This window comes from Acinetobacter sp. NPDC052428 (assembly GCF_044547685.1).
Taxonomy (GTDB): domain Bacteria; phylum Pseudomonadota; class Gammaproteobacteria; order Pseudomonadales; family Moraxellaceae; genus Acinetobacter; species Acinetobacter lwoffii_G.
The window spans coordinates 39,528-64,422 of sequence record NZ_JBIUAT010000010.1; the positions used below are offsets into that span (position 1 = coordinate 39,528).

At 45.3% G+C, this 24,895-nt stretch carries 22 protein-coding genes; 18 read left to right on the forward strand and 4 right to left on the reverse strand.

The genetic code is table 11. The features are described from left to right. Window positions 1-3: 3 nt before the first annotated feature. Entirely contained in the window at window positions 4-3,708 is a 3,705-nt protein-coding gene (locus ACIG3F_RS07920) for an exodeoxyribonuclease V subunit gamma (RefSeq protein WP_396469767.1), read from the reverse strand. Window positions 3,709-3,885: 177 nt separating this feature from the next. Here ACIG3F_RS07920 and ACIG3F_RS07925 point away from each other — a divergent pair, with 177 nt between their 5' ends. Beyond that, window positions 3,886-4,386 (forward strand): hypothetical protein, encoded by a 501-nt coding sequence (locus tag ACIG3F_RS07925; protein WP_004278581.1) that lies wholly within the window; start codon window positions 3,886-3,888, stop codon window positions 4,384-4,386. A gap of 54 nt (window positions 4,387-4,440) precedes the next feature. On the opposite strand, the gene ACIG3F_RS07930 is transcribed toward ACIG3F_RS07925, so the two are convergent. Further along, window positions 4,441-5,859, reverse strand: coding sequence for a phosphate--AMP phosphotransferase (locus ACIG3F_RS07930; protein WP_396469778.1), 1,419 nt, complete (start codon window positions 5,857-5,859; stop codon window positions 4,441-4,443). Between the two features lie 205 nt (window positions 5,860-6,064). Between ACIG3F_RS07930 and ACIG3F_RS07935 the strand changes: the two genes are divergently transcribed. From ACIG3F_RS07935 to ACIG3F_RS07965, 7 genes are all read left to right on the forward strand, one after another. After that, window positions 6,065-6,769: an FFLEELY motif protein gene (locus ACIG3F_RS07935; protein ID WP_044111768.1), complete on the forward strand. Its 705-nt coding sequence runs from the start codon at window positions 6,065-6,067 to the stop codon at window positions 6,767-6,769. A 146-nt stretch (window positions 6,770-6,915) separates the two neighbouring features. Beyond that, window positions 6,916-7,860: a bifunctional demethylmenaquinone methyltransferase/2-methoxy-6-polyprenyl-1,4-benzoquinol methylase UbiE gene (gene ubiE, locus ACIG3F_RS07940; RefSeq protein WP_004647333.1), complete on the forward strand. Its 945-nt coding sequence runs from the start codon at window positions 6,916-6,918 to the stop codon at window positions 7,858-7,860. Between the two features lie 12 nt (window positions 7,861-7,872). Next, the gene (locus tag ACIG3F_RS07945) at window positions 7,873-8,550 is read left to right on the forward strand and encodes an SCP2 domain-containing protein (RefSeq protein WP_071850485.1); all 678 of its coding nucleotides are present in this window, start codon (window positions 7,873-7,875) and stop codon (window positions 8,548-8,550) included. A gap of 12 nt (window positions 8,551-8,562) precedes the next feature. Next, entirely contained in the window at window positions 8,563-10,182 is a 1,620-nt protein-coding gene (locus tag ACIG3F_RS07950) for an AarF/ABC1/UbiB kinase family protein (RefSeq protein WP_071850486.1), read from the forward strand. A 72-nt stretch (window positions 10,183-10,254) separates the two neighbouring features. Then, a complete protein-coding gene (locus ACIG3F_RS07955) occupies window positions 10,255-10,677 on the forward strand; it encodes a hypothetical protein (RefSeq protein ID WP_071850487.1) in 423 nt (140 codons plus the stop codon). Between the two features lie 90 nt (window positions 10,678-10,767). Next, window positions 10,768-11,847 carry a patatin-like phospholipase family protein gene (locus ACIG3F_RS07960; protein WP_071850488.1) on the forward strand — a complete coding sequence of 360 codons (1,080 nt, stop codon included), beginning with the start codon at window positions 10,768-10,770 and terminating at the stop codon, window positions 11,845-11,847. A gap of 60 nt (window positions 11,848-11,907) precedes the next feature. After that, window positions 11,908-12,225 (forward strand): hypothetical protein, encoded by a 318-nt coding sequence (locus ACIG3F_RS07965; RefSeq protein WP_071850489.1) that lies wholly within the window; start codon window positions 11,908-11,910, stop codon window positions 12,223-12,225. A 58-nt stretch (window positions 12,226-12,283) separates the two neighbouring features. On the opposite strand, the gene ACIG3F_RS07970 is transcribed toward ACIG3F_RS07965, so the two are convergent. After that, the gene (locus ACIG3F_RS07970; RefSeq protein WP_396469768.1) at window positions 12,284-14,638 is read right to left on the reverse strand and encodes a Tex family protein; all 2,355 of its coding nucleotides are present in this window, start codon (window positions 14,636-14,638) and stop codon (window positions 12,284-12,286) included. A 335-nt stretch (window positions 14,639-14,973) separates the two neighbouring features. On the opposite strand from ACIG3F_RS07970, the gene ompR reads away from it, so the two are divergent. The 6 genes from ompR (at window position 14,974) to ACIG3F_RS08000 (ending at window position 20,999) form a co-directional block, all read left to right on the forward strand. Further along, window positions 14,974-15,738, forward strand: coding sequence for a two-component system response regulator OmpR (gene ompR, locus ACIG3F_RS07975; protein ID WP_004278590.1), 765 nt, complete (start codon window positions 14,974-14,976; stop codon window positions 15,736-15,738). Between the two features lie 264 nt (window positions 15,739-16,002). Further along, complete coding sequence (locus ACIG3F_RS07980; protein ID WP_034435905.1) at window positions 16,003-17,463, forward strand: ATP-binding protein; 1,461 nt, start codon at window positions 16,003-16,005, stop codon at window positions 17,461-17,463. Window positions 17,464-17,668: 205 nt separating this feature from the next. Beyond that, the gene (locus ACIG3F_RS07985) at window positions 17,669-19,186 is read left to right on the forward strand and encodes an acetyl-CoA hydrolase/transferase family protein (protein ID WP_396469769.1); all 1,518 of its coding nucleotides are present in this window, start codon (window positions 17,669-17,671) and stop codon (window positions 19,184-19,186) included. A 101-nt stretch (window positions 19,187-19,287) separates the two neighbouring features. Continuing rightward, the gene (locus tag ACIG3F_RS07990) at window positions 19,288-19,593 is read left to right on the forward strand and encodes an IS630 transposase-related protein (protein WP_000122230.1); all 306 of its coding nucleotides are present in this window, start codon (window positions 19,288-19,290) and stop codon (window positions 19,591-19,593) included. Window positions 19,594-19,640: 47 nt separating this feature from the next. After that, window positions 19,641-20,135: an IS630 family transposase gene (locus ACIG3F_RS07995; protein WP_004781677.1), complete on the forward strand. Its 495-nt coding sequence runs from the start codon at window positions 19,641-19,643 to the stop codon at window positions 20,133-20,135. 171 nt (window positions 20,136-20,306) lie between these two features. Next, window positions 20,307-20,999 (forward strand): DsbA family oxidoreductase, encoded by a 693-nt coding sequence (locus tag ACIG3F_RS08000; protein WP_004647323.1) that lies wholly within the window; start codon window positions 20,307-20,309, stop codon window positions 20,997-20,999. Between the two features lie 67 nt (window positions 21,000-21,066). Here ACIG3F_RS08000 and ACIG3F_RS08005 read toward each other — a convergent pair whose 3' ends face one another. Continuing rightward, window positions 21,067-21,267 (reverse strand): dodecin family protein, encoded by a 201-nt coding sequence (locus tag ACIG3F_RS08005; protein ID WP_004278594.1) that lies wholly within the window; start codon window positions 21,265-21,267, stop codon window positions 21,067-21,069. A gap of 410 nt (window positions 21,268-21,677) precedes the next feature. On the opposite strand from ACIG3F_RS08005, the gene ACIG3F_RS08010 reads away from it, so the two are divergent. From ACIG3F_RS08010 to ACIG3F_RS08025, 4 genes are all read left to right on the forward strand, one after another. Then, complete coding sequence (locus ACIG3F_RS08010; RefSeq protein WP_016806869.1) at window positions 21,678-21,881, forward strand: hypothetical protein; 204 nt, start codon at window positions 21,678-21,680, stop codon at window positions 21,879-21,881. A gap of 217 nt (window positions 21,882-22,098) precedes the next feature. Beyond that, window positions 22,099-22,278 (forward strand): hypothetical protein, encoded by a 180-nt coding sequence (locus tag ACIG3F_RS08015; protein ID WP_004647321.1) that lies wholly within the window; start codon window positions 22,099-22,101, stop codon window positions 22,276-22,278. Between the two features lie 10 nt (window positions 22,279-22,288). After that, window positions 22,289-23,689, forward strand: coding sequence for a hypothetical protein (locus ACIG3F_RS08020; RefSeq protein WP_396469770.1), 1,401 nt, complete (start codon window positions 22,289-22,291; stop codon window positions 23,687-23,689). Between the two features lie 92 nt (window positions 23,690-23,781). Continuing rightward, on the forward strand, window positions 23,782-24,891 hold the full coding sequence (locus ACIG3F_RS08025) for a hypothetical protein (protein WP_005102854.1): 1,110 nt from the start codon (window positions 23,782-23,784) through the stop codon (window positions 24,889-24,891). The last annotated feature ends 4 nt before the right edge of the window (window positions 24,892-24,895 follow it).

Sequence of the window (24,895 nt, forward strand, 5' to 3'; positions counted from 1 at the left end):
CGGCTATTTCACCCACTCCAGATGTTGATGAATCGGCGCATACAGGCCATGAGCAAAATCATGGCAGCAATTTTGCAAGGCCAGATCCGGATCCTGATCCTGCAAAATAAATTGCCAGTCTTGATGCAGCAGACTGGATTCATCCGAAGCCAAAGGTTTGGCACTCTCATAGCTGTTGTTCCAGGCCTTTAGCAATTCCGGCATTTCCACAATGGTCATTTTACCCTGTTCATTCTCGGCCCACTGCCATTCTTTTTTCATCAGTAATTCTGCCGGCAAGACCAGCGGCTGCTGTTGACCAATTTCCCAGGCCTTTAACCAGAGCTGCAAATACTCATGTGCCTTGCTCGAACTTAATCCGGAAAACTTCAGGGTTTTATTACTGAAAATGACAATGCGCTCCAGTTCTGGTGAGCGTGCATCGTCATTCAAGTAAGCCAGCCACAGCAGATACTCCAGCCAGATCTGGGCGCGGCGTTTTTCCGAGGCTGAAGAGGATTGCATACTCAGCCAGTAGCTGCTGTGTGGAACCTGAGGCACGTTAATATGAATGATCAGTTCAGGACTGAACTGCAAGGATTGCTGGGTAACTGGCGTCAGTTCTTTACCCAACTGCACCAAACGCTCTTGTAACAGCTGCTGTTCCTGCTGGCTGCCCAGCCAAGTGGCTTGCTGGGTTTTGCCCACCGGCAAAAGGTCCAGCATCAGGTTCGGCTCAATCTCCTGCTCTTGTTGCAACAGGAAATCCCGTACCTGATACTGTTCCAGCTTGTTCAGTAATAGGGGTTCCCGGGAACTCGGCAAATCGGCATAGCGAATCGTGGAAACCCCGACACTTTTCAGGAATAGACGTGCCGGGAAAATCATATCGCGGATCCATTCATCGCCTTTGAGTACCCGGATTTCTTTTTGTTCTAGTGCCGGATAATGTGCATTGATCCAGCTGCTGCGTTTGCCTTCGGCACTGCGGATATACTCTGCTACCGCAAACCACTGATCCTGAAACCGTGGTGTCTGCATATCTGCAAATCCGGCCGGATCAAAAGGCTGCAAGGGATGCACATGATAAAGCTGCCGAATATGTTGAGCGACTGACAGACCATGAATATCCACCATCGGATCGATTTCGGCATCCGGCTGTTCAGACTGGCAGATCAGCGCGATATGCTGAACCAGTTCCTGCAAGGCAGTGGATGGATCGCGAGCCTCACCATCCTCCAGATCAAAGCCATTATAGAACAGCCATAGATTTTCCTGTGCCAGCAGCAAGGCATCCAGAAAAGCGCCCTGCTCGTCATCCAGACGGGAACGGTCACCAAGTTGCGGCTTCAGGCTGCGCATCAGGTCAAACGGAACCTGTTGATTGCGGCTCGGAAATTTACCGCTATCCAGATTCAGCATCACCACCAGTTTATAAGGCAATGGCCGGATCTGCCCAATCTGGCTAAAAGTAATCTGTCCAGTCGGTTCGGCCTGATCCAGCTGCATCTCCAGGGTATTCTGAATTTCTTCCAGCACATAAGGCAGAGGCAGACTGAGTGCCACCAGCTCCTGACTGGCATGTGGATCATCCTGATCATGATAATCGGCCAAGGTCAGCATCCGCATTTGCTTGTCGATAATCTCGGCAACAGTTTTGAGTGATTCTACCCCGGCATCACGAAATTCATTCAGATCAGCACGCAGATATTCCAGCCAGGTTTTTACCGGCGTGCGTTGTCCAGTTTCATGCAAAGTCAGCCAGTCACGGCGCTGCACCAGATCCTGATAAATTCGGATCAGGGTGGATATCAGCGGAAAATCACTGGTCAGAACCTTGGCATAACTCAAGGTGTCCTGAAACAGGGTATGTTCAGGAATCGCCAGACCCAACGCCAGACGGTCCAGCGCGAATTTAAAGCTAAACCGGTAATCCTCATCGCCTGCGCTCAGGCTTTGCTGTAAATGCTGCTGGTCCAGTCCACGCTTGAAGCCAGCATCTGTCAGCAACTGCAACATCCGTTCTACCTGACTATAGTCCAGACCATAATACTGCTGGGTGGCATTCAGGCTGAGCCAGTCGGCGAAGTCCTCAATACTGAAACGGCGCCGTACCCACTGAATCCGGCCCAGTACCGCGCGCCAGGCATTACTGACATCCAGACGCGACACCCCGGCAATCTGGATCGGTAAATACAGGTTATCTTTCTGCAGGCGTTTGCTGCCGGTTTCGCGCTCACGCGGTGGTGGCGCAAAGACACTACGAATTGCCGGTTCGAGTTCTTTCAAACTTGGCGTCAACACCAGAATATCACTCGGCTGACGCGGCACGTCATTCGTATCTTGAGCCAGCCAGTGAATCAGCTGTTCTTTGAGGACTTCCAGCTGACGTAATGAAGAATGACAGACATGAATCTGTACCGAATCATCATCAGGGCTTAAAGCATATTGATGCTGTTCAGGTTCCAATAAATACAGGATATCCGACTGGATTTTGGCCAGCAGCCTGTCCTGATATTCATCGACAAAGACATCGGCCCAGAGACCCTCTTCCCCCGAAGACAGTTTAGAGAGTAGAGAAAAATGATCCCGTGCCTGCTTGCCGAATCGGGTCAGGAGCGGATGCCGCGATTCCCGGTCTTCGGCATTAAAGTTCAGCTGCTTGATCCTGAAGTCTTTTATTTCCGCATCATTCGGTTTACGTTGACGGGTCTTTTCAAAACGCTGAATAAAGCGCTCTTCCCGCTGCAAATCAAACCTGGCTTTCCAGTCCGGATCGACACTGTCGGCCCAGTATTCCTGCGAGGGGTTGAAGTGAAAAATATAGATATCAATGTATTGCCCCAAACGGCGTAAAAAATCCAGCTGGCTGGGTGGCAGTTCCAGCAGGCTAAATACCACAATCTGGGCCGGTAGTCGTTTTAGAGCCTGGGCGCGGGTTTCTGCATTCTCCAGCCGCTCCCAATACAGGCGTTCAATCTCCAGGATTTTGGCATAATCATCCTGAAATACATGCTGCCACAACCAGCGTTGCCAAGCTTCCAGTTCACGCGCCTGAATCTTGACAAAATCCGCCACCTGCATCTCATGACCATTTTCATCTTTGGGGCTATAGATCATTTGCTCGATATCGAGCGCAATATCCTGCCCCCAGGACTCTAACCAGTTACTCGGACAACCACAGTTGTTTGGAGGACAGTTACGCGCGCAATAACCGCGATAATCCATATAATGGCTAAACAAACGCGACACCTGCTCGGCTACCCAGTACAGCATGCTCTGTTTTTTCAGCTGCTTCTCTGTACCCTGCTCCAGCCGGTCAGCACTGTCATAAATCCGCTTCACAATAGAATACAGCGGATGATCGACGTCTAAAGGAATCTGTTCAGGCAGAATGCATTTTCGTAGCGCCTGAAACACGCGCCATTTGATGATAATGCGCGGAATATTGGCTTCACGGACCTGCTCCACTTCTTTAGGCGCATTCAATACCCACTGATAGGAAGTCCATTGAAAGGCGCGAATCCGGTGATGAAACTGGGTATTGGCGCTAATGCCTTTTTTCTCGGCAATTTTCTGGGTCAGCCAAGTTTCTACTGCCGGAGATGGCACAATAAAGTGCCGGGTTTGTAACACCTCAAATGGATTCCGGGCAGTCTGGTTGACAATACGCAGCATACTATCCAAAAGCACATCAATACGTTGACTCTGAATAACATGAATGGCCATTGGTTCCCCTGAACTGCTGAATGTGGTTTTTACTACAAAACGATAAAGATTATTTACTATACATCCCGAGCGCTCTATGACACTTTAAAACCACACTTCAGTCGAAAAATTTCTTTGAAAAAAGCATCTTAAAGATGCTTGAATAGAAAAAAACAACATAGAGCTTAGGTAGTGCCCATGAAATTAGATAAAATTCCTGAACGTCTCGATCCGAGCCTAGATTTAGAACAAATCCGCGCCGAGTGCCTGGAACTCACCAAAAAACGCGCCTATTATTCTGCCGGTGCTGCGGTTATTCCAGTGCCGTTTATGGACGTGGTCATTGATATCGGTATCTTGTCGCAATTGATTCCCGAGATCAATGCCCGCTTCGGCCTGGCGCCTGACCAGATCAGTGTCTATGATCCAAAAACCCGTCAGGTGCACTGGAATGAGTTGCGTAAACGCGGCGTAGAATTTTCTGGTCTGGTGGTCGCACGTACGGCAGTTAAAAAATCTTTGAACAATGTTGCAGCGAAAGTGATCACAAAGCAAGTCACAAAATTCATTCCGCTGGGCGGCCAACTGGTGGCGGCAAGTCTGGGCTATTTTGTCATGAAAAAGATTGCTGAAGCACATGTAGAGGAATGCTACCGTGCAGCTAAAAATATCCAGCAAAAACAGGTGGCGCAAGGTTAAAATCCGGGTGAGCTGAATTTTTGCAGCCCTCTAGACACTCTTACTTCAGGCAGATTATTCTGCCTGAAGCTGTTTTAAAATAGCCTTTAACACCTCGACCCGCGCGGTATTCTTATCATCGGTCGCAATAATATGCCAGGGCGCTTCCTCGGTCGAAGTATGTTCAAACATATCGGCTGCCGCTTTCAGATAGTCGTCCCAGCGCTCCCGGTTACGCCAGTCTTCTTCGGTAATTTTAAAACGCTTATGCGGTGTATCTTCACGCGCCTTGAAACGTGCTGCCTGTTCGTCCTTGGAGATTGCCAGCCAGATTTTCACAATCACTGTTTGATGCTTGACCAGACTCTGTTCAAAACGGTTAATTTCATCATAAGCACGCTGCCATTCCACCGCACTGACCAATCCTTCTACCCGTTCTACCAATACCCGCCCATACCAGGAACGGTCAAAAATACAGATATCATCATCAGTTTGCAGCTTGGTCCAGAAGCGCCATAAATAGGGACGGCTCAGCTCAAATCTTTCTGGTGCAGCAATGGTATGAATTTCATATTCACGTGGATCGAGTTTTTTGACAATTCGCTTGATTGCGCCGCCCTTGCCGGCAGCATCCATACCTTCAAACAGAATCACCACATTACGCGAATCGGAACGCATGGCTTTGGCGACCTTCGCGGTTAATTTTTTTAGTTCCGGTTTGTAATCTTCTGGCTGGGCTTGAGTCTTGGAAGGATGTTTTAACTGCTCGGGAATCTTGGCCTGTTTCCATCTTCCCTTGGCTCTGGCAGGATGATCCGGACAATGTTTCAAGGCACTCAGGATATACTGGGCAAATTGCTGGTCGCGCTGCTGCTCATCTTCGCCATCAATAATGAACCAGTCCTCGGTAAAGCGCTGACGCAGGCGCTGCAAGGTGTCATATTCTTTGCGATTGCGCCAGTCCAGACCATGCAGTTGATGCCAGTGAGTTTCACTCGGATCCATGGCATCCAGGCGTTTTTGCAAGACTTTCCAGGACAGGTCAAACCAGACCTTGATCACATCCACATGGTTATTTTTCAGGTCCTGTTCAAAGGCCTGCATCTCTTGCAGATATTCATCAAACTGTGCATCACTCAGCGGGCTTTCAGCTTGCATGGCACTGCCGAGCAGATCGCTATACCAGTTACCAAACAGCACCATGATCTGGCCCTCAGCTGGAATAAAACGCGCATAAGGTTGCCACAAGGTTTGCTTTGGGCCGGCTAGCTGAGACTTATCGGCTTTCACGCGCAAATAGCGCGGATCGACCCATTCACGTAGCTGTTTAACCGCTTCACCTTTGCCGGCTAGCTCAATGCCATTCACCAGAATCACCAGACTTTTGGCATTTTTCTGGCCCCGGGTCTTTTTTAAATTATATTGGGCATCAATCAGCTCGACAGACAGCTGATCTTCATCCATTAACTGAAATTGTGGTTGTTCCATACGTATCTTCAACCCTGATCTTTTATTCTATTTGCAGTATAGCGAGGAGTTTCAGCGAAAAAATAGCTCTGGCAACGTTTTTCACACGATTAAATTGGCTATTTAAACAACAGATTGACATACAAATGCCCGATCTCTGTTCAATTTGTCATAGCAGGATTGTCCGGCAGCCTCTAAGATTCTTGCATCCTCCAATCATAATTGAAGCCTCATGTCCAAACTTGCCGTACTCGATGATCTGTTAGCGCATTATTATCAACTGGCTTATCACACCCGGCCTGACATTTTAAGCCGTTTACAGGATGTGCAGGCCTGGCAGAAAGTCCGCATGCAGCGCACTCATCGCGCCCATTTTGCTGAAAAACAAAACCTGTTGATGTCCGAATATTTCCTGAACCGTCTCTACGGCGGTGCTGAATTTGATGCGCTGGCAGAACAGATTGCCCGGCTGATGAAATATGCGCATAAAGCAGAAAAAGTTATTCCGGAAAATGCCATTAAAACCGGCACCTCAGGTGTAGAGCTGGCTATTCTGGCGGTACAGCTGGATGAACAGGTCGCGATTCAGTTATTACAGGATTATCATCCGCATGAACCGCTGACTGACGAGATGATGCGCCTGACCTATTTGAAGCTGGATCAGGGTGAAGCACGCTTGAAACAGTTGGCTCTGCTGGATCAGCTCGGCATGAGTCTGGATAAATACATGCGTTCATTTGTGGTCTATACGGCCTTTAAAATGTGTAAAGGCGCGGCGAATAAATATAACTTTCAGGTGATGTATGAATTTATGCAGGATGGTTTTCTGGCCATGAAGCCACTCAAATCGGCAGAAAAATTTGTACGCACGTTCACGGCAACCGAACGCCAGATTATCGATAAAGTACATTCTGGCGATCCGCTACCGTTTCAGTAAATACCCGATGAGTATTTCTGCCAAGCGTGAATTTTTCTGTATATTATTCATAACAATTGCATCATGATTGCTGAATAAGCCTTTAGAATCTGTCATGATGCAGACAATGCAAGATTAACCCGATTGATATGTTAGGAGTGACTCCAATGTCGAATGAAAATACAACGCCTACCCCTACCCCCGAGTCGGCACAACAGACAGACAAAGTGAGCCCATTCTTAACTGAACCCCTTCCACAAGGCACCCCGCAAGGTCAGCAACAATCCTTAGAACAACGTCTGACTGACACGCCTGTGACGGGTACTGTGCCTAAATATAATCTGCCGCGTGGTGCCAATACCGGTAACGTCGGCTCAACCACACACTTCGGCTATCAAACTGTTAACAGCGAAGAAAAAGCCCAGAAAGTCGCAGAAGTGTTCCACTCGGTGGCGAGCAAATACGACATTATGAATGACCTGATGTCTTTTGGTATTCATCGCCTGTGGAAGCGTTTTGCAATCAATATGTCAGGTGTACGCCGTGGCCAGCATGTGCTGGATATCGCGGGTGGTACTGGCGACTTGGCTAAAGTCTTTAGCCGTGAAGTTGGTCCGACAGGTCATGTGGTACTGTCTGATATTAACGAATCCATGCTGAATGTCGGTCGTGACCGTCTGATTGATGCGGGCTGTACCAATGTCGATTTCGTTTTGGCCAATGCCGAAACCTTAGAACCATTTGCAGACAACAGCTTTGATCTTTTGACCATTTCTTTCGGTCTACGTAACGTGACCGATAAAGATGCGGCACTGGCTGCGATGTACCGCGTCCTTAAGCCAGGTGGCCGTTTACTGGTGCTAGAATTTTCTAAACCAGTGTTTGAGCCATTCTCTAAGCTGTATGACCTTTATTCGTTCACGGCATTGCCAATCATGGGTAAAATCATTGCCAATGATGCAGAAAGCTATAAATACCTGGCTGAATCGATCCGTATGCATCCGGACCAGCGCACCCTGAAAGGTATGATGGAAAATGCCGGCTTCCAGAATTGTGACTATCACAACCTGACTGGTGGGATTGTTGCGGTTCACCGCGGTTTCAAACTTTAAGGTTCCTTGCCTATGTGGTCAATTCTGGCACTCGGTGCTGTTGAACGCGTGATTCATCATGTGATTGATCTGGATGCCATTACCCGCATCCAGCTGAATGCCCTGTCCGGCAAAATGCTGCGGGTGGTGATCGCCTCGCCGCAGCTTTCGGTTGATGTGTTTTTTGATGAAGGCAAAGTTCGTCTGGAACCAACGGCAACCGGTCATACCGAAACACCTTCGGTCTTTGAACAACGTCCATTTGACGCAAGTTCCGCGACAGTCCTTGAAGCGACCGCAACCTTGCAGGTCAGCAATGTGGTGGAATTACTCAAGCTGCTGCTTTCCGATGAAGTCGGCAATATTCCATTGCAAGGCGACTACAAGTTATTGCAGGAAATCCAGCGCATCATGCAACAGGCGGAACTGGATCTGGCAGCGCACTTAAGTCCCTGGATTGGCCCGACGCTGGCGCATGAAATTGGCAAATTGCAACTGCTGCCCAAGCAGCTAAAACGCACCCTGCAAAGTCAATTATTCTTTGCTGAAGATGCCTTAAAAGAAGACAGTGGTCTGTTTGCCCCACGCTGGCAAATGGATGACCTGAATCAGGACACCCGTATCCTGAATCAAAATTTAGATCGGGTTGAAGCAAAAATCCATCAGCTTCAGGCTCAAATTGATGCCTCAAACAATTCTACTCAAGACTAGGTACACAGCTTTATGATTCCGCATGTTTCACGTTTACTCGAACTTTGGCGCATCGCCGCGCACTATCGACTCGACACGTTGTTTCCTGCGGAAGAATTACCAGAAAAATCCCGGCATGTGCTGTCCCTCATCCGGATGCATCCGGCTGCCTGGTCCAGTCGTGAACGTAAAAATCCGCTCAAGCTGAAACTGGCTTTAGAAGAAATGGGGCCGTTGGCGATCAAGCTCGGTCAACTGCTCTCGACCCGCCGTGACCTGATTCCACCTGAAGTTTTACAGCAACTGGTCTTGCTACAAGACCGGGTCAAGCCGTTTGATAATGACGTGGCCAAGATGCGCATTCAGGAATCCCTGAAAGCTGATGTAAATACCCTATTCGCGCGTTTCGATACCCAGCCACTGGCTGCAGCTTCGATTGCTCAGGTGCATACGGCTGCCCTGCATGATGGCCGTGAAGTGGTGGTTAAAGTCACCCGCCCGAATATTCGCCAGCAGATTTTGCAGGATTTTGAAATTCTGGAATGGCTCGGTCAATTTCTGGAAAAACGTCTGGAAGCTGCCCGCGCATTGCACCTGTCGGAAATCATTCAGGATTATCGACAGATCATTCTGAATGAACTAGACCTGACGCTGGAAGCGGACAATACCCGCCGTATGCGCCATCATTTTACCGGCTCGAGCATGATGTATGTGCCGGAAATTTACATGGACAGCAAAGACGTGCTGGTAGCCGAGCGCATTACCGGGGTGCCGATTTCAGATATCGCGACCTTTGACCGGTTGGGCATGGATCGTGCCGATCTGGCGCGTAAAGGCCTAACCATCTTCTTTACTCAGGTCTTCCGCGATAACTTCTTCCATGCTGACATGCATCCGGGAAATGTCTTTGTAGAAACCATCAATCCAGCCAATCCGCGTTTTATTGCGCTGGACTGCGCGATTATGGGCGAACTGTCCAAACACGACCAGATGACCGTAGCACGCATGCTACTGGCGGTCATGAACAGTGACTTTATGCAGCTGATTCAGGTGGTGCATCAGGCTGGCTGGATTCCACCGGGGACTGATCAGGATGCATTGGCCCGTGAAATGCGCCGCAGTGTGGGGCCGATGGTCTCTAAACCGATGCATGAACTGGACTTTGCCGGCATTCTGATTGAAGTCATGGACATCGCGCGTCGTTTCCATCTGGAAATTCCACCTCAATTGATGTTGCTACTAAAAACTTTGGTGCATGTCGAGGGTTTAGGAACCGACCTGTATCCTGAACTGGATATCTGGAGTCTGGCCAAACCGATCCTGACGGACTGGATCAAGGCCCAGATGAATCCGCAAAAGAACCTTAAAGAACTGGGACAGAAAATCCCGGATCTGCTGTTAGGGGCGCAGGATTTACCGACCCTGATGATCGACAGCTTAAACGGTTTAAAAAACCAGTCGGCCTGGCATGCCAAACAGCTCAATGAATTACAAAGTATGCGCCTGCAAATGGAACATCAGCAAAAACGTAGCTGGATGTTTGGCAGTATCATGGCGATTCTGCTGGCGATTGCCATTATTTCACCGTGGTTTGTGTCGGTGATTCTGATTGTGTTGGCAAGTGTGCTTGCCGTCTGGCGAATTGCGAAATAATTTTTTAAATAGCCTGATTCGTCAGGCTTTTTTATGCTTAAATTATTGAAAAAATAAAGCAAGAATATCCAAATGAAATATAGTTTTTTATGGGCACTGTATCGCCAGAATAGACAAAAAACCTTTCTCACTGCACTACTTTACAGCTTCCCAACATGGATAGATATTTTTTTCTATATCAACCAAACAGCCCATTGGCTTGCATGGTCCCCTGCTGCCAATACCACATTCTACCGCCTGATTCATAGTGACTATTTCTGGCTCATTGTCAGCTTTAACCTGCTTCCGTTGTTATTTCTATTCTGTCTACGACAAACACAGCTAATACTAGCTTTAAAAATATGGATAGGTCTTGCAGGTAGTTTCTTTCTAATTCATGCTTTTTACTGGCCAAGCTATCCTATAACCACGCTTTTGATTATTTCATTTAATCTACCTTTTTTAAATTTACGCAATAAAGAACTCATGCACACTTACATCAACCCGATGCCATGACTCTCAAGTCACCTTAGGACATATCTTGCCATTGGGTCTTTAAACCTATCGCTTAAAATAAGCACACATTTGACTGGTATAGGTTCAACCATGGTACAGATTTTACAAAAACGTGCGCCTGCGCTCACGATTCGTGCTGGCCATCTGGCACGTGAGCTGATTCTGGAACAAGGTTTGCAACCCGAACAGGTCGATATCGTGCCCGGTGCGGCAGGCGGCCCCAAAGGCATCGGGATCCAAGGACTGGATCAGGCGATTTTTGGTGAGTTTTTTCCACGTGCACCTCAGCGTAGAACTTTGGTGGGTTCTTCGATTGGCAGCTGGCGTTTTGCCAGTATGGCTGCACATGGAGTTCAACAGGGAACCGAACGTTTGGGTGAGCTGTATACCAACCTCTATTTTCATAAAAAAATGACCCGTCAGGATGTCAGCGAAGTTTGCCGTGGCATGCTGCTGGATCTGGTACAAGGCAAAGAAAACGATCTGGTCAATCATCCAGATTATCATCTCGCAGTCATTTCAATTAAAGCCCAACACATTTTCCAGAGTGACAAGGCATTGCCGTTGTTGGCTTCTGTGGCTGGAATTCTTGGAACGACCGCAGTCGCGCGCCGGCACAGCCGTCATTTCATGCAACGTGTAATCAGCCAGCCGAATACGGGTGAGCAGTTTAAAATCGCTGAAGATGGATTTACCACGCATTATCATGCACTAACCGAACAGAGTGTGTTGTCCTGGTTGATGGCTTCAGCGTCTATTCCCGGGGTGATGGCAGCGGTGAACAATATTCCGGATGCGCCGCAGGGTTATTATCGCGATGGTGGCCTGATTGATTATCACATTGACCTGCCCTTTCAGAGCAAAGGCATTGTGCTGTATCCACATTTTACCGATAGCATTACCCCCGGCTGGTTCGACAAGTTATTTAAACGTACCTCAAATCCAGAAAATCAGGCACGAACTTTGCTGCTTTCTCCATCGCAGCAATATCTGCAAAGTTTGCCTTTGGGTCGTTTGCCTGATCGTAAAGACTTTAACTTAAAAGGTTTGGATCAAACCCAACGGATCCAGCTGTGGAAGCAATGTATTGCGGAAAGTCAGCGTCTGGGTGATGAATTTCTTGAACTGGTCGAGAAGCAGAATTTTGCTGAGGTGATGCAAGCCTTGTAATTGGCCGCAGCTGCCCGATTATTTGTATAATTGCTTTAATTTTGTGAACTGTTGAGATTTATGCAGAAGTTTTTAGTTGTCCTGCAATACCTGTGTCTGGCCTTTGCCATTTATCTGATTTATAGCGTCAGCATGTCGCTGTATCGCCAGAATTTTGTCCTGATGGAGCTGGTCGCTGATATCGGTACGATTCTGATCTGTATCGACCTGGCGGTATTTTTATTTACCAGTAAAGGCAAGCCCGGCATTAGCATGGAAGAATATGCAAAACGACTGGAACAGCCACCGTCTAAGTTGGTCTATGTGACACGAAAATTGGGGCATCTCGGTATTTTGCTGATTATTACTAGCTGGATTGTGCCGATGATCAATTCATAACAATCCAATAAAAAACCTCCCGATTGGGAGGTTTTTTTAAATTAAAGATATCCAAAAATTATTTAGAACCTTTAATCCCTGCTTGCAATAGCAATGCACCCAAACCACCAATTTTTTGCTCTTGTGGTTTAGCCGCTTGAGATTTCTTACCCTGAGGGCGATCACCTTGCGGACGTCCTTGCTGTGGACGTTTACCCTGAGGCTTACGTTCACCACGTGGCTCATTGTTCTCGCGACGTGGCTGACGTGGTGCTTTCGCCGGCGCTTCAGAACCTTCAGGACGCATCGACAGATTCACGCGGTTACGTTCAGCATCCACATTCAAAACACGGACTTGTACGATTTGACCCGGTTTCACCACTTTATGCGGATCAGCGACGAATTCATTGGCAAGTTCAGAAATATGTACCAAACCATCTTGATGCACGCCCACATCGACAAATGCACCGAAGTTAGTCACGTTAGTGACTACACCTTCCAGTTGCATGCCTTCAGACAATTGCGCAACTTCAGTAATGTCATCACGGAATTTAGCAGTGCGGAATTCTGGACGCGGGTCACGGCCCGGTTTTTCCAGTTCAGCCAATACGTCTTGAATCGTCGGCAGACCAAATTTCTCGTCTGCAAATTCTTCTGCATTCACTTGGCGAATGATTTCAGTATTGCCAATGATGTCTTTTACAGTCGTTGCTTTTGCTTCAACAATTTTGCTCACCAAAGCATATGACTCAGGGTGAACTGCAGACGCATCCAGTGGTTCTGTACCATCTTGAATACGCAAGAAGCCCGCAGCCTGCTCAAAAGTACGCTCGCCTAAACGTGGTACTTTTTTCAAAGACTGACGATTGTCAAAACGACCATTTTCCTTACGGAATTCCACAATTTGCTGTGCGATCGATTTATTCAGACCCGCGATATAACCCAGAATTGCTGCTGATGCAGTATTTACATCCACACCCACTGAGTTCACACAGTCTTCAACGACCGCTTCAAGGGTTTTCGCCAGACCGGTCTGGTTCACGTCATGTTGATACTGGCCTACACCGATTGATTTCGGATCGATTTTCACCAGTTCTGCTAGTGGATCTTGTAAACGGCGTGCAATCGATACCGCACCACGAATAGATACATCTAGTTCAGGCAGTTCCTGTGAAGCTAGTTCAGATGCTGAATACACCGATGCACCTGCTTCAGATACAGAAACACGCGTCATTTTCAGATCACTGTTCGCAGCCATCATTTCAGCAACTAAAGCTTCAGTTTCACGGCTTGCAGTACCATTACCAATCGCGATCAGGTCAACATTGAACTCGCGGCATAAACGCGCCAGCTCGGCCAGTGAACCTTCTTTATCGTCTTTTGGTGCAAATGGATAAATCGTGCTGTGTGCAAGAACATCACCAGACTCGTTCACTACCGCCAGTTTCACACCGGTACGGATACCCGGGTCCACGCCCAAAGTGGTACGTGCGCCTGCAGGTGCAGAAAGCAGTAAATGACGCAGGTTTTCAGCAAAGACGTTCATCGCTTCTGTTTCAGCAGCCAGACGTTTTTCAGTCAGCAATGAATGTTCGATCGTTGGACGAACTTTACCGAGCCAAAATAGTTTTGCAGTTTGCTTCAAGAAATCCTGACGCGCTTGTGGCTGAACAGTTTCAAGATTGTATTCAGTTTCAATACGCGCCAACGGGGCATCATCTTCGCCATCCACTTTCAGGCCTAAAACGTTTTCTTGACGGCCACGCAGCATCGCCAATAAACGGTGTGAAGGCACTTTATTCAAGTTTTCAGAGAAATCGAAATAATCACGGAATTTTTTACCGACTTCTTTTTTCTCATCACTGGCAACCAAACTTTTCAGCACGGCAGTTTTTGCAAATGTCGCTTTAAGTTCAGTGGTCAGCGCGATATTTTGCGCCCAGTCATCAATCAGGATGTGCTGGATCGCATCAAGCTGGCTTTCAGTATCTGGGTAATCTTCATGGCTAAAACCCACCAAAGCTTCAGCTGGATCAACGGCTTCATTAAAGATTTTTTCGGAAATCGGGCCTAGACCGGCTTCTTTGGCCTTGAATGATTTACTGGTACGTTTTGGACGGTACGGCGCGTAAATTTCTTCTAATGCATTTTTGGTTTCAGCGGCATTCACACGCGCCAATAAATCATCAGATAATTTATCTTGTTCTTTGAGTGATTCAATCACCTTTTCACGGCGCTCATACAAATCACGCAAGTATGATAAACGCGTATCGAGTTGACGTAGTTGCGTATCGTCTAAGCCTTGCGTTACTTCTTTACGGTAACGTGCAATAAAAGGAACACTGGCACCTTCATCAATAAGCTTGATGGCAGCCTCAACTTGATTTGGACGTACGGCAAGTTCTTTTGCCAACTGCTGAACTAAGTCAGTCATCGTGTTTGATCCCACAAGGATAAGTACTAAATGGCATGATTATAAAGACCGGGTCTATAAAATCCACCATTGTTTTTATTAATTTACCTCATCTTTATATTATGAAGTGCCACAGTTTTCAGCTTTTCCCGATAAAGTTTGTATGAACTTTGCTTTTTATCCAGCTTAAAATCGTATTTTTTGCTCATTTAGATGTATATATTTGGTATCTATGTCTTGATTTTAACTGCAATATTTGGTGCTTTAGAGCATAGTCAATTAATATCAATGAATCGTATACTCAAAGCCTATTTGATTTTTGTTTATGACGACAATAAAGAATAAAGGAGCATCTCATGAGTTTAGTTGTACCTGCTGAAAAAGCCGATGCCGTACATACCGAAACGGACCGGGTCGAACGGATCCTGGTGGTTGATGATGATGTTCGTCTGCGTACCTTATTACAGCGTTTTCTCGAAGATAAAGGCTTTGTGGTTAAAACTGCACATGATGCCACGCAGATGGATCGACTTTTACAGCGGGAACTGTTTTCTCTGATCGTGCTCGACTTTATGCTTCCGGTCGAAGATGGCTTGAGTATCTGTCGTCGTTTACGCCAATCCAATATCGATACGCCTATCATTATGCTCACCGCTCGTGGTAGCGACTCGGATCGTATTGCCGGTTTAGAAGCAGGTGCCGATGATTACTTGCCTAAACCGTTTAACCCGAATGAGCTGCTGGCACGTATTCGTGCGGTATTGCGCCGTCAGGTACGTGAAGTGCCGGGTGCACCAAGCCAACAGATGGAAGTGGTTTCTTTTGGCCCATGGTCGCTAGATCTCTCTACCCGCACTCTGACCCGTGAAGGCCAAGTGGTAACGCTCACTACTGGTGAGTTTGCGGTACTGAAAGCACTGGTTCAACATCCACGCGAACCATTAACCCGCGACAAGCTGATGAATCTGGCGCGTGGCCGTGAATGGGGTGCCATGGAACGTTCAATTGATGTTCAGGTGTCACGTTTACGCCGTTTAGTGGAAGAAAACCCAGCGCGTGCACGTTATATCCAGACTGTATGGGGTGTGGGTTATGTCTTTGTTCCAGATGGTGCTGAATAAAGAAAAACTTATTACGATAAAAGATTACCCCAATTTATTGTCCCTAAAAGCCATTCGCTGCTGTTTGAGCCTCCCCTTCTTTAAAGGCTCGTATACAAATGCGCGAGTTCAGCGAATGGCAAAGTTTTTACTTGCGTAACAGTGTTACTCATTTTTTCAAAAAAAGTAACACAACAAGCTCCTTCCATCGAAGGTTCAAGCAGTAAGATTCCATTACAAATTATTATTACTGCTCAATTTGGAAAATGCCAACAGGGAGCTGGTGTGAAACTCGACCCCATCGATCCACAAAAATTTACCGATTTTGTCAGCTACTCGGAAAAAAAGCGTACCCGCGGGGAACGCTTTCTCGACAAGATCAAGCCGCGTTCTGCTGCCATGCGTACCACGGTACTGGTGGTTTTTGTGGTCTGTTTTAGCCTGTTCATGTCCTTGTGGTTCTTTTGGCGTACCCTGTTTTTACCTGAAATCCAGCAACATGCGCGTTATCTGGCCATGGAACTGGAAATTCTTAATAATCCCGATCTGCGCCTGTATCATAAACAGCAGGAAGTCGATATCGATGACTGGCTGAAAAACCGGGTCGGCATTGAATACGTTACTAATCCGGCAGAATATCCCACTGTCCGTGAAAAGCTGATTGCCGAATTTTTTACCCGACAGATCGAAACCAAACTCGCCAAAGAGTTACGCATCGAACAAGCCACAGTCTATTTCCAGTTTAAGCCGAGTCCACGTATCTGGATCCAGACTCCTGAAATGAATGGTCACTGGGTACAGGAACCTTTAAAGACTTATGCCAATTATAGCAATGAACTGATTTTGGGCTGGTTGCTTGGCACGCCGATTATTGTCGGCATCATTATTTTGACCTTGGTGCGTCAGCTCAACCGTCCTTTACGCCGTTTGCAGAATGCCGCCAACAGTTATAGCCGAATCGGCTCAGCACCCTATCTAGATACCAATCATGGTCCACTGGAAATCCGTCAGGTCAATCATGCCTTTAATCAGATGATTTATACGCTGGACCAGACCGAGCGGGAACGCCGAATCATGCTGGCCGGCATTTCACATGACTTGCGCACGCCCTTAACCCGAATCCGCCTCAGTGCCGAAATGATGCCAGATGAAGACTTTCTCAAAGAAGGCCTGATTTATGATGTCGAAGATATGGACGCGATTCTGGATCAGTTCATTTCCTATATGCGCGATGGTTCCGATGAAGAACCGCAGGACACCAATGTCAATGTACTGCTACAGGAACTGGTCAAGCAGTTTAAACCGCTAGATATCCGATTTACACCACAAGATATACCGACCATTCAGGCGCGCAGCATGTCACTAAAAAGACTGATCGGCAATCTGATCAACAACTCAAAACGTTATGGTTCAGAACCAATTGAGCTTTCTGCGCATGTTGAAGAAGATCAACTGTTGATTTGTGTCGCAGACCATGGCGAAGGCATCCCGGAAGATCAGATTGAAGCCTTGATGCAGCCTTTTGTTCGGGGCAATTCGGCACGAACAGTACAAGGCAGTGGCTTGGGGTTGGCCATTGTGAAACGGATTGTCGATATTCACCATGGCCAATTGCGTATTCATAATCGTCCTGAAGGTGGGCTGGAAGCTATCATTTCACTACCCGTGAATCAGGCGAATCCTGAGACACTTCCCCCAGCCACTACACTCGATAAAATTCGCCAAACTTTGACTGAGCACTTTTAATAAGTGATCAGTAATTCAACAAATGACTTTTTAGTTTTTCTATACAATTCATTTTATAGTTCACGAATTCAATCATTTAAAAATCATCATTTTTTATTATACCTACATTTAGCTAAAAAATTAGACCTTAGCCTAACACCTATGCACAATACATTTTTTGAGCGGTACAATCCGTATCATAGTTTAAGAATTAATGAGAGTTAAAATGTCTTTAGATCGTATCCGTTTAGCCTCCCTACACAACAAAGTCATCAGCCCTGAACAAGCGGCTGAATTCATCCAAGATGGCATGACTGTGGGTATGAGTGGCTTTACTCGCGCGGGTGAAGCGAAGGCGGTTCCTTTAGCTTTGGTTCAACAGGCAAAAGCAAATCCATTAAAGATCACGTTAATTACTGGTGCATCACTAGGGAACGATCTAGACAAACAACTGACTGAAGCTGGTGTATTGGCACGTCGTTTACCGTTCCAGGTAGACAATACTTTACGTAAAGCGATCAACAACGGCGAAGTGATGTTCATTGACCAGCACTTGTCTGAAACTGTTGAGCAAATGCGTAACCTGCAGTTGAAAAAACCAGATGTTGCGATCATTGAAGCGGTTACAATCACTGAAGATGGTGGCATCATTCCAACCACATCTGTAGGTAACTCTGCAAGCTTTGCAATCTTTGCTGAAAAAGTAATTGTAGAAATCAATACCAACTTAAGCCCGGCATTTGAAGGCTTACACGATATCTATATCCCGTCATACCGTCCAACGCGTCAAGCGATTCCTTTGACTCAAGTGGATGAGCGTATCGGGACACATGCGATCAATATCGATCCATCTAAAATTGTTGGTATCGTATTTAACAGCGAATTGCACGACTCTCCATCTACTGTAACCGCACCAGATGATGAGACTCAAAGCATTGCCAACCATTTGATCGCTTTCTTTGAAAAAGAAGTAGCTGAAGACCGTCTACCGAAAAACCTCGGACCTCTTCAAGCAGGGATCGGTTCAATTGCAAACGCCGTATTGACGGGTCTGAAAGATTCAAACTTCGAAGACTTGATCATGTACTCAGAAGTACTACAAGACTGTACGTTTGAATTGATCGATGCCGGTAAAATGAAGTTTGCTTCAGGTTCTTCTATTACGCTTTCTGCTAAGTACGGCGAGAAAGTATTTAACAACCTAGAACAATACAAAGACAAACTGGTATTACGTCCACAGGAAATTTCAAACCATCCTGAACTGGTACGTCGTTTAGGTATTATCGGCATCAACACTGCACTTGAGTTTGATATTTACGGTAACGTGAACTCAACTCACGTATGTGGTACCAAGATGATGAACGGTATTGGTGGTTCAGGTGACTTCGCACGTAATGCCCACTTGGCGATCTTCGTAACCAAATCAATCGCGAAAGGTGGAGACATCTCTTCTGTAGTGCCGTTTGCTTCACATATCGACCACGCAGAACATGATGTTGATATCCTAGTGACTGAACAAGGTCTTGCGGATCTTCGTGGTTTGGCTCCGCGTGAGCGTGCACGTGCAGTAATTGATAACTGTGCGCACCCAATGTACCGCGATGCGTTGAATGATTACTTTGACCGTGCATGTGCAAAAGGCGGCCATACCCCTCATCTTCTTCGTGAAGCGCTTTCTTGGCACTCAAACTTCGAAGAAAATGGTCACATGCTTGCTGTTGAAGCTGCAGTAAAAACTGCATAATTGACTGCATTCACAAAACGCCCTACGGGGCGTTTTTTTATGGCATTTTTATATTTTTTTTGAATATAGTCAAATCATTATAAAACCAATACAATGGTGCAATGAGTTATTCAGAACATTTTAGACGTAAAATTTTAGCTAAGCTTGAGGAAGGTTATTCTATTCGAGCGGTAGCTGCACAATTTGAAATTAATAAAAATACCATTGTTGAATGGAAGAAACGTATAGAGATTAAAAAAACTCGTGTACGTAAACCTTCTAAAATTAACGATGATGCTTTACGTGAAGATGTTGAAAAGTATCCTGATGCTTATCAATATGAACGTGCTGCACGTTTTAATTGTGGTGTTTCATCTATTGGTGCTGCATTAAAGCGCTTAAATATTACAGTTAAAAAAAGACGTTAAGCCATCCTAAAGCAGATACAAAGCTTAGGGATAAATTTATTCTGCAAGTGAATGAATTAGAAAAAAACCATCCGATTATTTATCTGGATGAAAGTGGTTTTAAGTCACATGATTATAGACCTCATGGCTACTCACGAAAAGGAGTACCCTGTTTAGGGCAATATAATTGGCAATTAAAGAATCAGACCAATGCCATTGGAGCAATCCATGAGGGTAAGTTATTTTCAGTCGGTTTATTTGACTGCAAAATCAATTCAGATGTTTTTCATTTTTGGATTGAGCAATTCCTCATACCAGCATTACCAGAAAATAGTGTAGTGGTTATGGATAATGCAGCATTTCATAAAAGAGCAGATATTCAGGAGTTATTGGAACAACAAGGGCATAAAATTCTTTGGCTTCCTGCATACAGCCCTGATTTAAATCCTATAGAACACATGTGGGCATGGGTTAAACGTAAGCGTAAAGAATGGTTGATCGACTCAGTCGATGAGTTATTTCGAGTTTTTTTCGAATCTTGTATGAATAATAAAGTAGTTTGACTATAGTCAGAACCTGATTATATTAAGGAAGCCATCTGGCTATCACCTACTCTTTCTTCTTTTATTTATCCTGCCGATCTGCTGTAGAAATACACTTCTGATGCTCAAGGGCTTTAAATTCTGATTCTTCACCCTCATACTTGAACACAAGAGCAAAATTAGAGACATGACATGCGCGTAGATATCTGGTCAGATGTGGTTTGCCCCTTCTGCTATATTGGTAAAAAACGTTTAGAAGCTGCTGCACAAGAAGCAGGTATTGAGCTAGAAGTACATTGGCACAGTTTCCAGCTCGATCCTGAAGCACCGGTACGTCAGGAAGTCTCCAACTCTGAGCGTCTGGCGCAAAAATATGGCCGCACCGTGGCAGAAGTCGAAGAGATGCAGCGCAATATTGCTGAAATGGCCAAAGCCGAAGGTATTGAATTTAACTGGGAAGGTGCCAATTCAGGCAATACCTTTAATGCGCATCGCCTGATTCACCTGGCGCAAAGCAAAGGTTTGGGCAATGAAGCACAGGAAGCGTTCTTCTATAGCTATATGACCCAAGGTCTGGCGATTGGAGAACGTGAAACACTGGAAGATGTCGCAGCGCGTATTGGCCTGAATCCGGTCGAAGTCGATGACCTGTTGGATTCGGAAGAATATGCTGATTTCGTCAAATTCGATCAGGAAGTCGCACATGAACAACTCAAAGTGACCGGTGTACCTTTCTTTGTTTTTGATCAACGTGTGGCATTGGCAGGCGCGCAGCCTAAAGAAGTTTTCCTGCAAGTATTTGAAAAAGCGCTCGATACATCAACCAACAGTCAGGCAGCACAGTGCTCACCAGAAACGTGTGACACGCCAGACCAAGCTAAATAAAACAACGTTCAATAAAAAAACCCCATTTTAAATGGGGTTTTTTTATTTGTTATTGAATGGCATTCGCTTAATCAACCAGAAAACTAATTTTTAAATTGACACGATATTCCGTGATTTTATTTTCTTTAATGACAACCTTCTGTTCATTGATCCAAGCACCTTGTACATTTTTGACCGTTTCTGTGACTTTTTGAATGCCCGTTTGAATCGCATCTTCAAAGCTTTTATTGCTGCTTGAATTGACTTCTACCACTTTTGCAATTGCCATAATAAAACTCTCAGCATGAAAATGAATGGAATTCCATCTTAGTCCATTCTCAGAAGATTGCAGCAGCCCGTAAACAAGCGATAGCAAAAACTTACATGGATTGAACAAAGCTAGAAATTCAATCTTAAATTGGCAGATCAAAAACACATCGCCGTTTGTTTTGGCACTCGATCAAGTCCAGATTCTCATCGCCAAAACAAAGCATAAAGTCCTGTAAAATCATAAAAATCAAACTAGAGTAAATACACTAATTTATTGTTTTATAGAGTAATTTATCTAAAATTTACTGCCTGAATTTGCCGAATCTATCATTTTATATTAAGTCTTATTTGCTATTATTTCACCCGAATTAAGTTTAAATATTCTCCTCTGTTCAAGTCATTGAACACTCTGATATTAAAGGTCATCCTATGAATGCTCTTAAATTTGCTTTCGCTGCAACCGTTATGGCTTTTTCCGTTCAAGCGTCTGCACAAATGGCGCAAGTGGTTCATCTGCCAGACTTTCCAGCGACTAAAGCACCTGCTGAAACAGTAAATACAGATGCTGCGACTGTAGCAACTGAAAAAAACGGCTTAATGCAAAACTGTTTTGCATTAAAACAGGCTGATTGATTCAGCCTGCTTTTTTTATCATATTGAACACATTCTGTGTAAAAGATGCACAACTCTCAAAAATATCGACTATTTCCTACTCTCATTTTTTCTATTGATTTTTATCACTTTTAATTAAAAAATTTGTTTATAAAACACTCAAAATAGATCACTATTTTATGTGATCTCTGCTTATAATTGCAGCAATATAAATAGATTAATGATAAGAAAATTTTTTATGCATGAACTTCAGGCATTGGTACAGGGCAAAATTCCGCCTCAGTCAGTTTCTATTGATTATTTAATTGAAATGGCAGAAAGCTATACAGACTCGAATTCTGCTGAATACAGACTGGTCGAGCTGGCGGTTAACATTGTACTGGCACAAACCCTGGATAAAGCACTGAAACATCTCTAGAGATCAAAAAATGAATGCTTTAGAAAAAGCACACTTAATTAAAGAACTACATGGACTGGCGCAGCAACTGGAGCATAAAGTCCTGCCTTTCTATGAAATTGCCCGTTCTAAAAAAAGGATACGCGATATTTTTAATCTGTGTGATGAGCCTATTTTCAAGACCCAGATTTCAGCATTTAAGGCCCGCACTCAACCTGAACTTGTTGCTTACCAATTTTCTGCTAATACGTCTTATCATCTAAGCTTTCGTGGCTATTTCACCGAAATCTTGGCGCTGGAACAAGCATTGTATGCCCATCCGGATTCAGGCTGGGCAGTTTTACATCATCCTGAACGTGGCTGGCAAATCTGGCTGATTCCGGCTCCCCAAGCTCCTGCCCTGCACAGCCAATGGGCTGAACTGCAACACTGTTATATCTGGCTGTTACAACAACAGCAGCGGTTTTCTTGCCTGAAACAGGATCCACCCTTGATCGTTCCTGCCTTATCCTTACACGAAGCTGAAACCAGCTGCAATTCTATGGAAACAACCAAATATCATCGGGGACGGCCGCGCGCAAGAATTCATGCACTAGAATTAAATCGCTTAGATGAGTCAACCAATCAAATACTAACTGAACCCAAGGAACTAAATCCTCAACTAAAAGCTGAAACGACAATTCAGCAAGAACAGATCACAGTCTCCGAATTGATTCAATTCCCTGTACAGATCCAACTGGGCAAACTAAACGCTCATGTACACCCTTTAGGTTTAGAAGAAACTAATATCCAGCGGCTCTGTGCTTTAGAACTAGAATCCGATGTCGAACAACACCCTGTTTATCTGGATATTGTCTTATATTATGCGGCAGAAGATAACTGGCAGGCACGTCAGGTTTATTTGGTTGAGCAATTGAATCTGCAAGGTCAGTTTGTTAAATATCTGATGCTCTTAGGGGTACCGAGTCAGTTGCAGGCTCACTATTGTATTCAACATTGGCTGAGCCATCATCAACATCAGGCTGCTGCGATTAAATCACTGGCGTGGTCTGTTATAAGCACCAGGTTCATGCAACTCGAGTTTTTTTCAACGGCTTACTTGCAGCAGGCTGAAACAGTCTGGACACAGCCAGATTACCATCCATTTATACCCGCACAGTCCATTCAAAAGCAGAAATTTATCTCGTTTAAAGAAGCTGCTGCGGATTTTTCTACCCCAGTGCTTTTGCTACAGGAACATCAAAAAATCCGAGTGATTCATGGTGAAAAACGCATCTCTCTCGCAGAGGATGAGCTGGCCTATCCATACATCTTGCTGCAACGCGACAAACAGCTAAATTGGCAGAATATTCACAATATTATTTTAACAATGCCACAACCCATTCGGGTATTAGAGCTTTATCGGGAAATTCAGGCTCAAATGATTGAATAATTGCTGTTATTTTGTAGCTTTAACTTGCTTTTTAAGGCCGTTTTTTAGAAAACTACAGCTGAATATAAGAATACAAGAGCAACAAATATCTCATGCAAATAAACAGGGTTACTCAAATTTTACTGCTCTCTCTGGGCTTAGGAATGAGTGGTAGCATGTCTTGGGCCAATTCAGTCACAACTGCTCCTGCCAGTCCAACGAATATAGAGCCAAGCCGATCAGGCTTGCTGGATCAGATTCCACGTTTGATCGATGCAACACCCACGGTTCTGCCGGAGCAATCAAATGTCGCCATTGTTCCATCCACGCTAGAGACAGAAAATTATTCATGGGCGGATCAAAAGCAGAAAGGCATCCGCGAATGGGCCGATCGTACTGCGCATAAAATTGATAACTGGTTTGGTGAAAGCGATCCGGATCAGCCAGCTGCAGCTACATTACGGATCATTCTAGATAATCGCTGGGATGAATATGAAGGCTATGAGATTAAGCCCCGAATCCGCGGCAAGATCAAGCTTCCGACCTTGGAACAAAAGCTGAGTGTGGTGTTTGGTGATGACAGTCTGGACAATGAATTAGACAGCAATGTCGCGATTACCAATGAAAATCCTGCCACTTCCGGAAATAAGCGTCTGGATACTAAACGTGCCCGTGAAGATAACAGCTCTTTTGCCTTACGTTGGTCTGAATGGTCAGATCGTATTCCTTTTGAAACCGATCTGGATCTGGGCTTACGTTCTGGAGATGATATTTACCTACGCGTCAAAGCCAGTAAAGATTGGACACTAGAAAATGACTACTCTTTTCATGCCGAACAGATTTATCGCTATGGTATTCAAAGCGAAAACTATTTACGGACCAACCTGGAACTGATTCATGCCCGTCCCAATCAGGCCTTTTTCTCTAATCAGCTCAGTCTGACTTATGCCGATGATCAAGACGATGATCTCACTTGGGACAACTACACCTTTAGGCAACATCAGTTTTTTCAAGACAACCGTTTTAGTTACGGCATTTATACCGGTGGTTATCTGAATGACAAGGATCTGCGTCTTAATCGCTGGGGCCCTTATGTGTCCTGGAGACAACCTTTTTTACGTGAATGGTTTTTTGTCCAGACTGACCTGAACTATTTGAATGATCATCGCGAGGATCGTGATCACTATGTTGGGGCTTTGGTACGTTTAGAAGCGTTATTTTAAACTG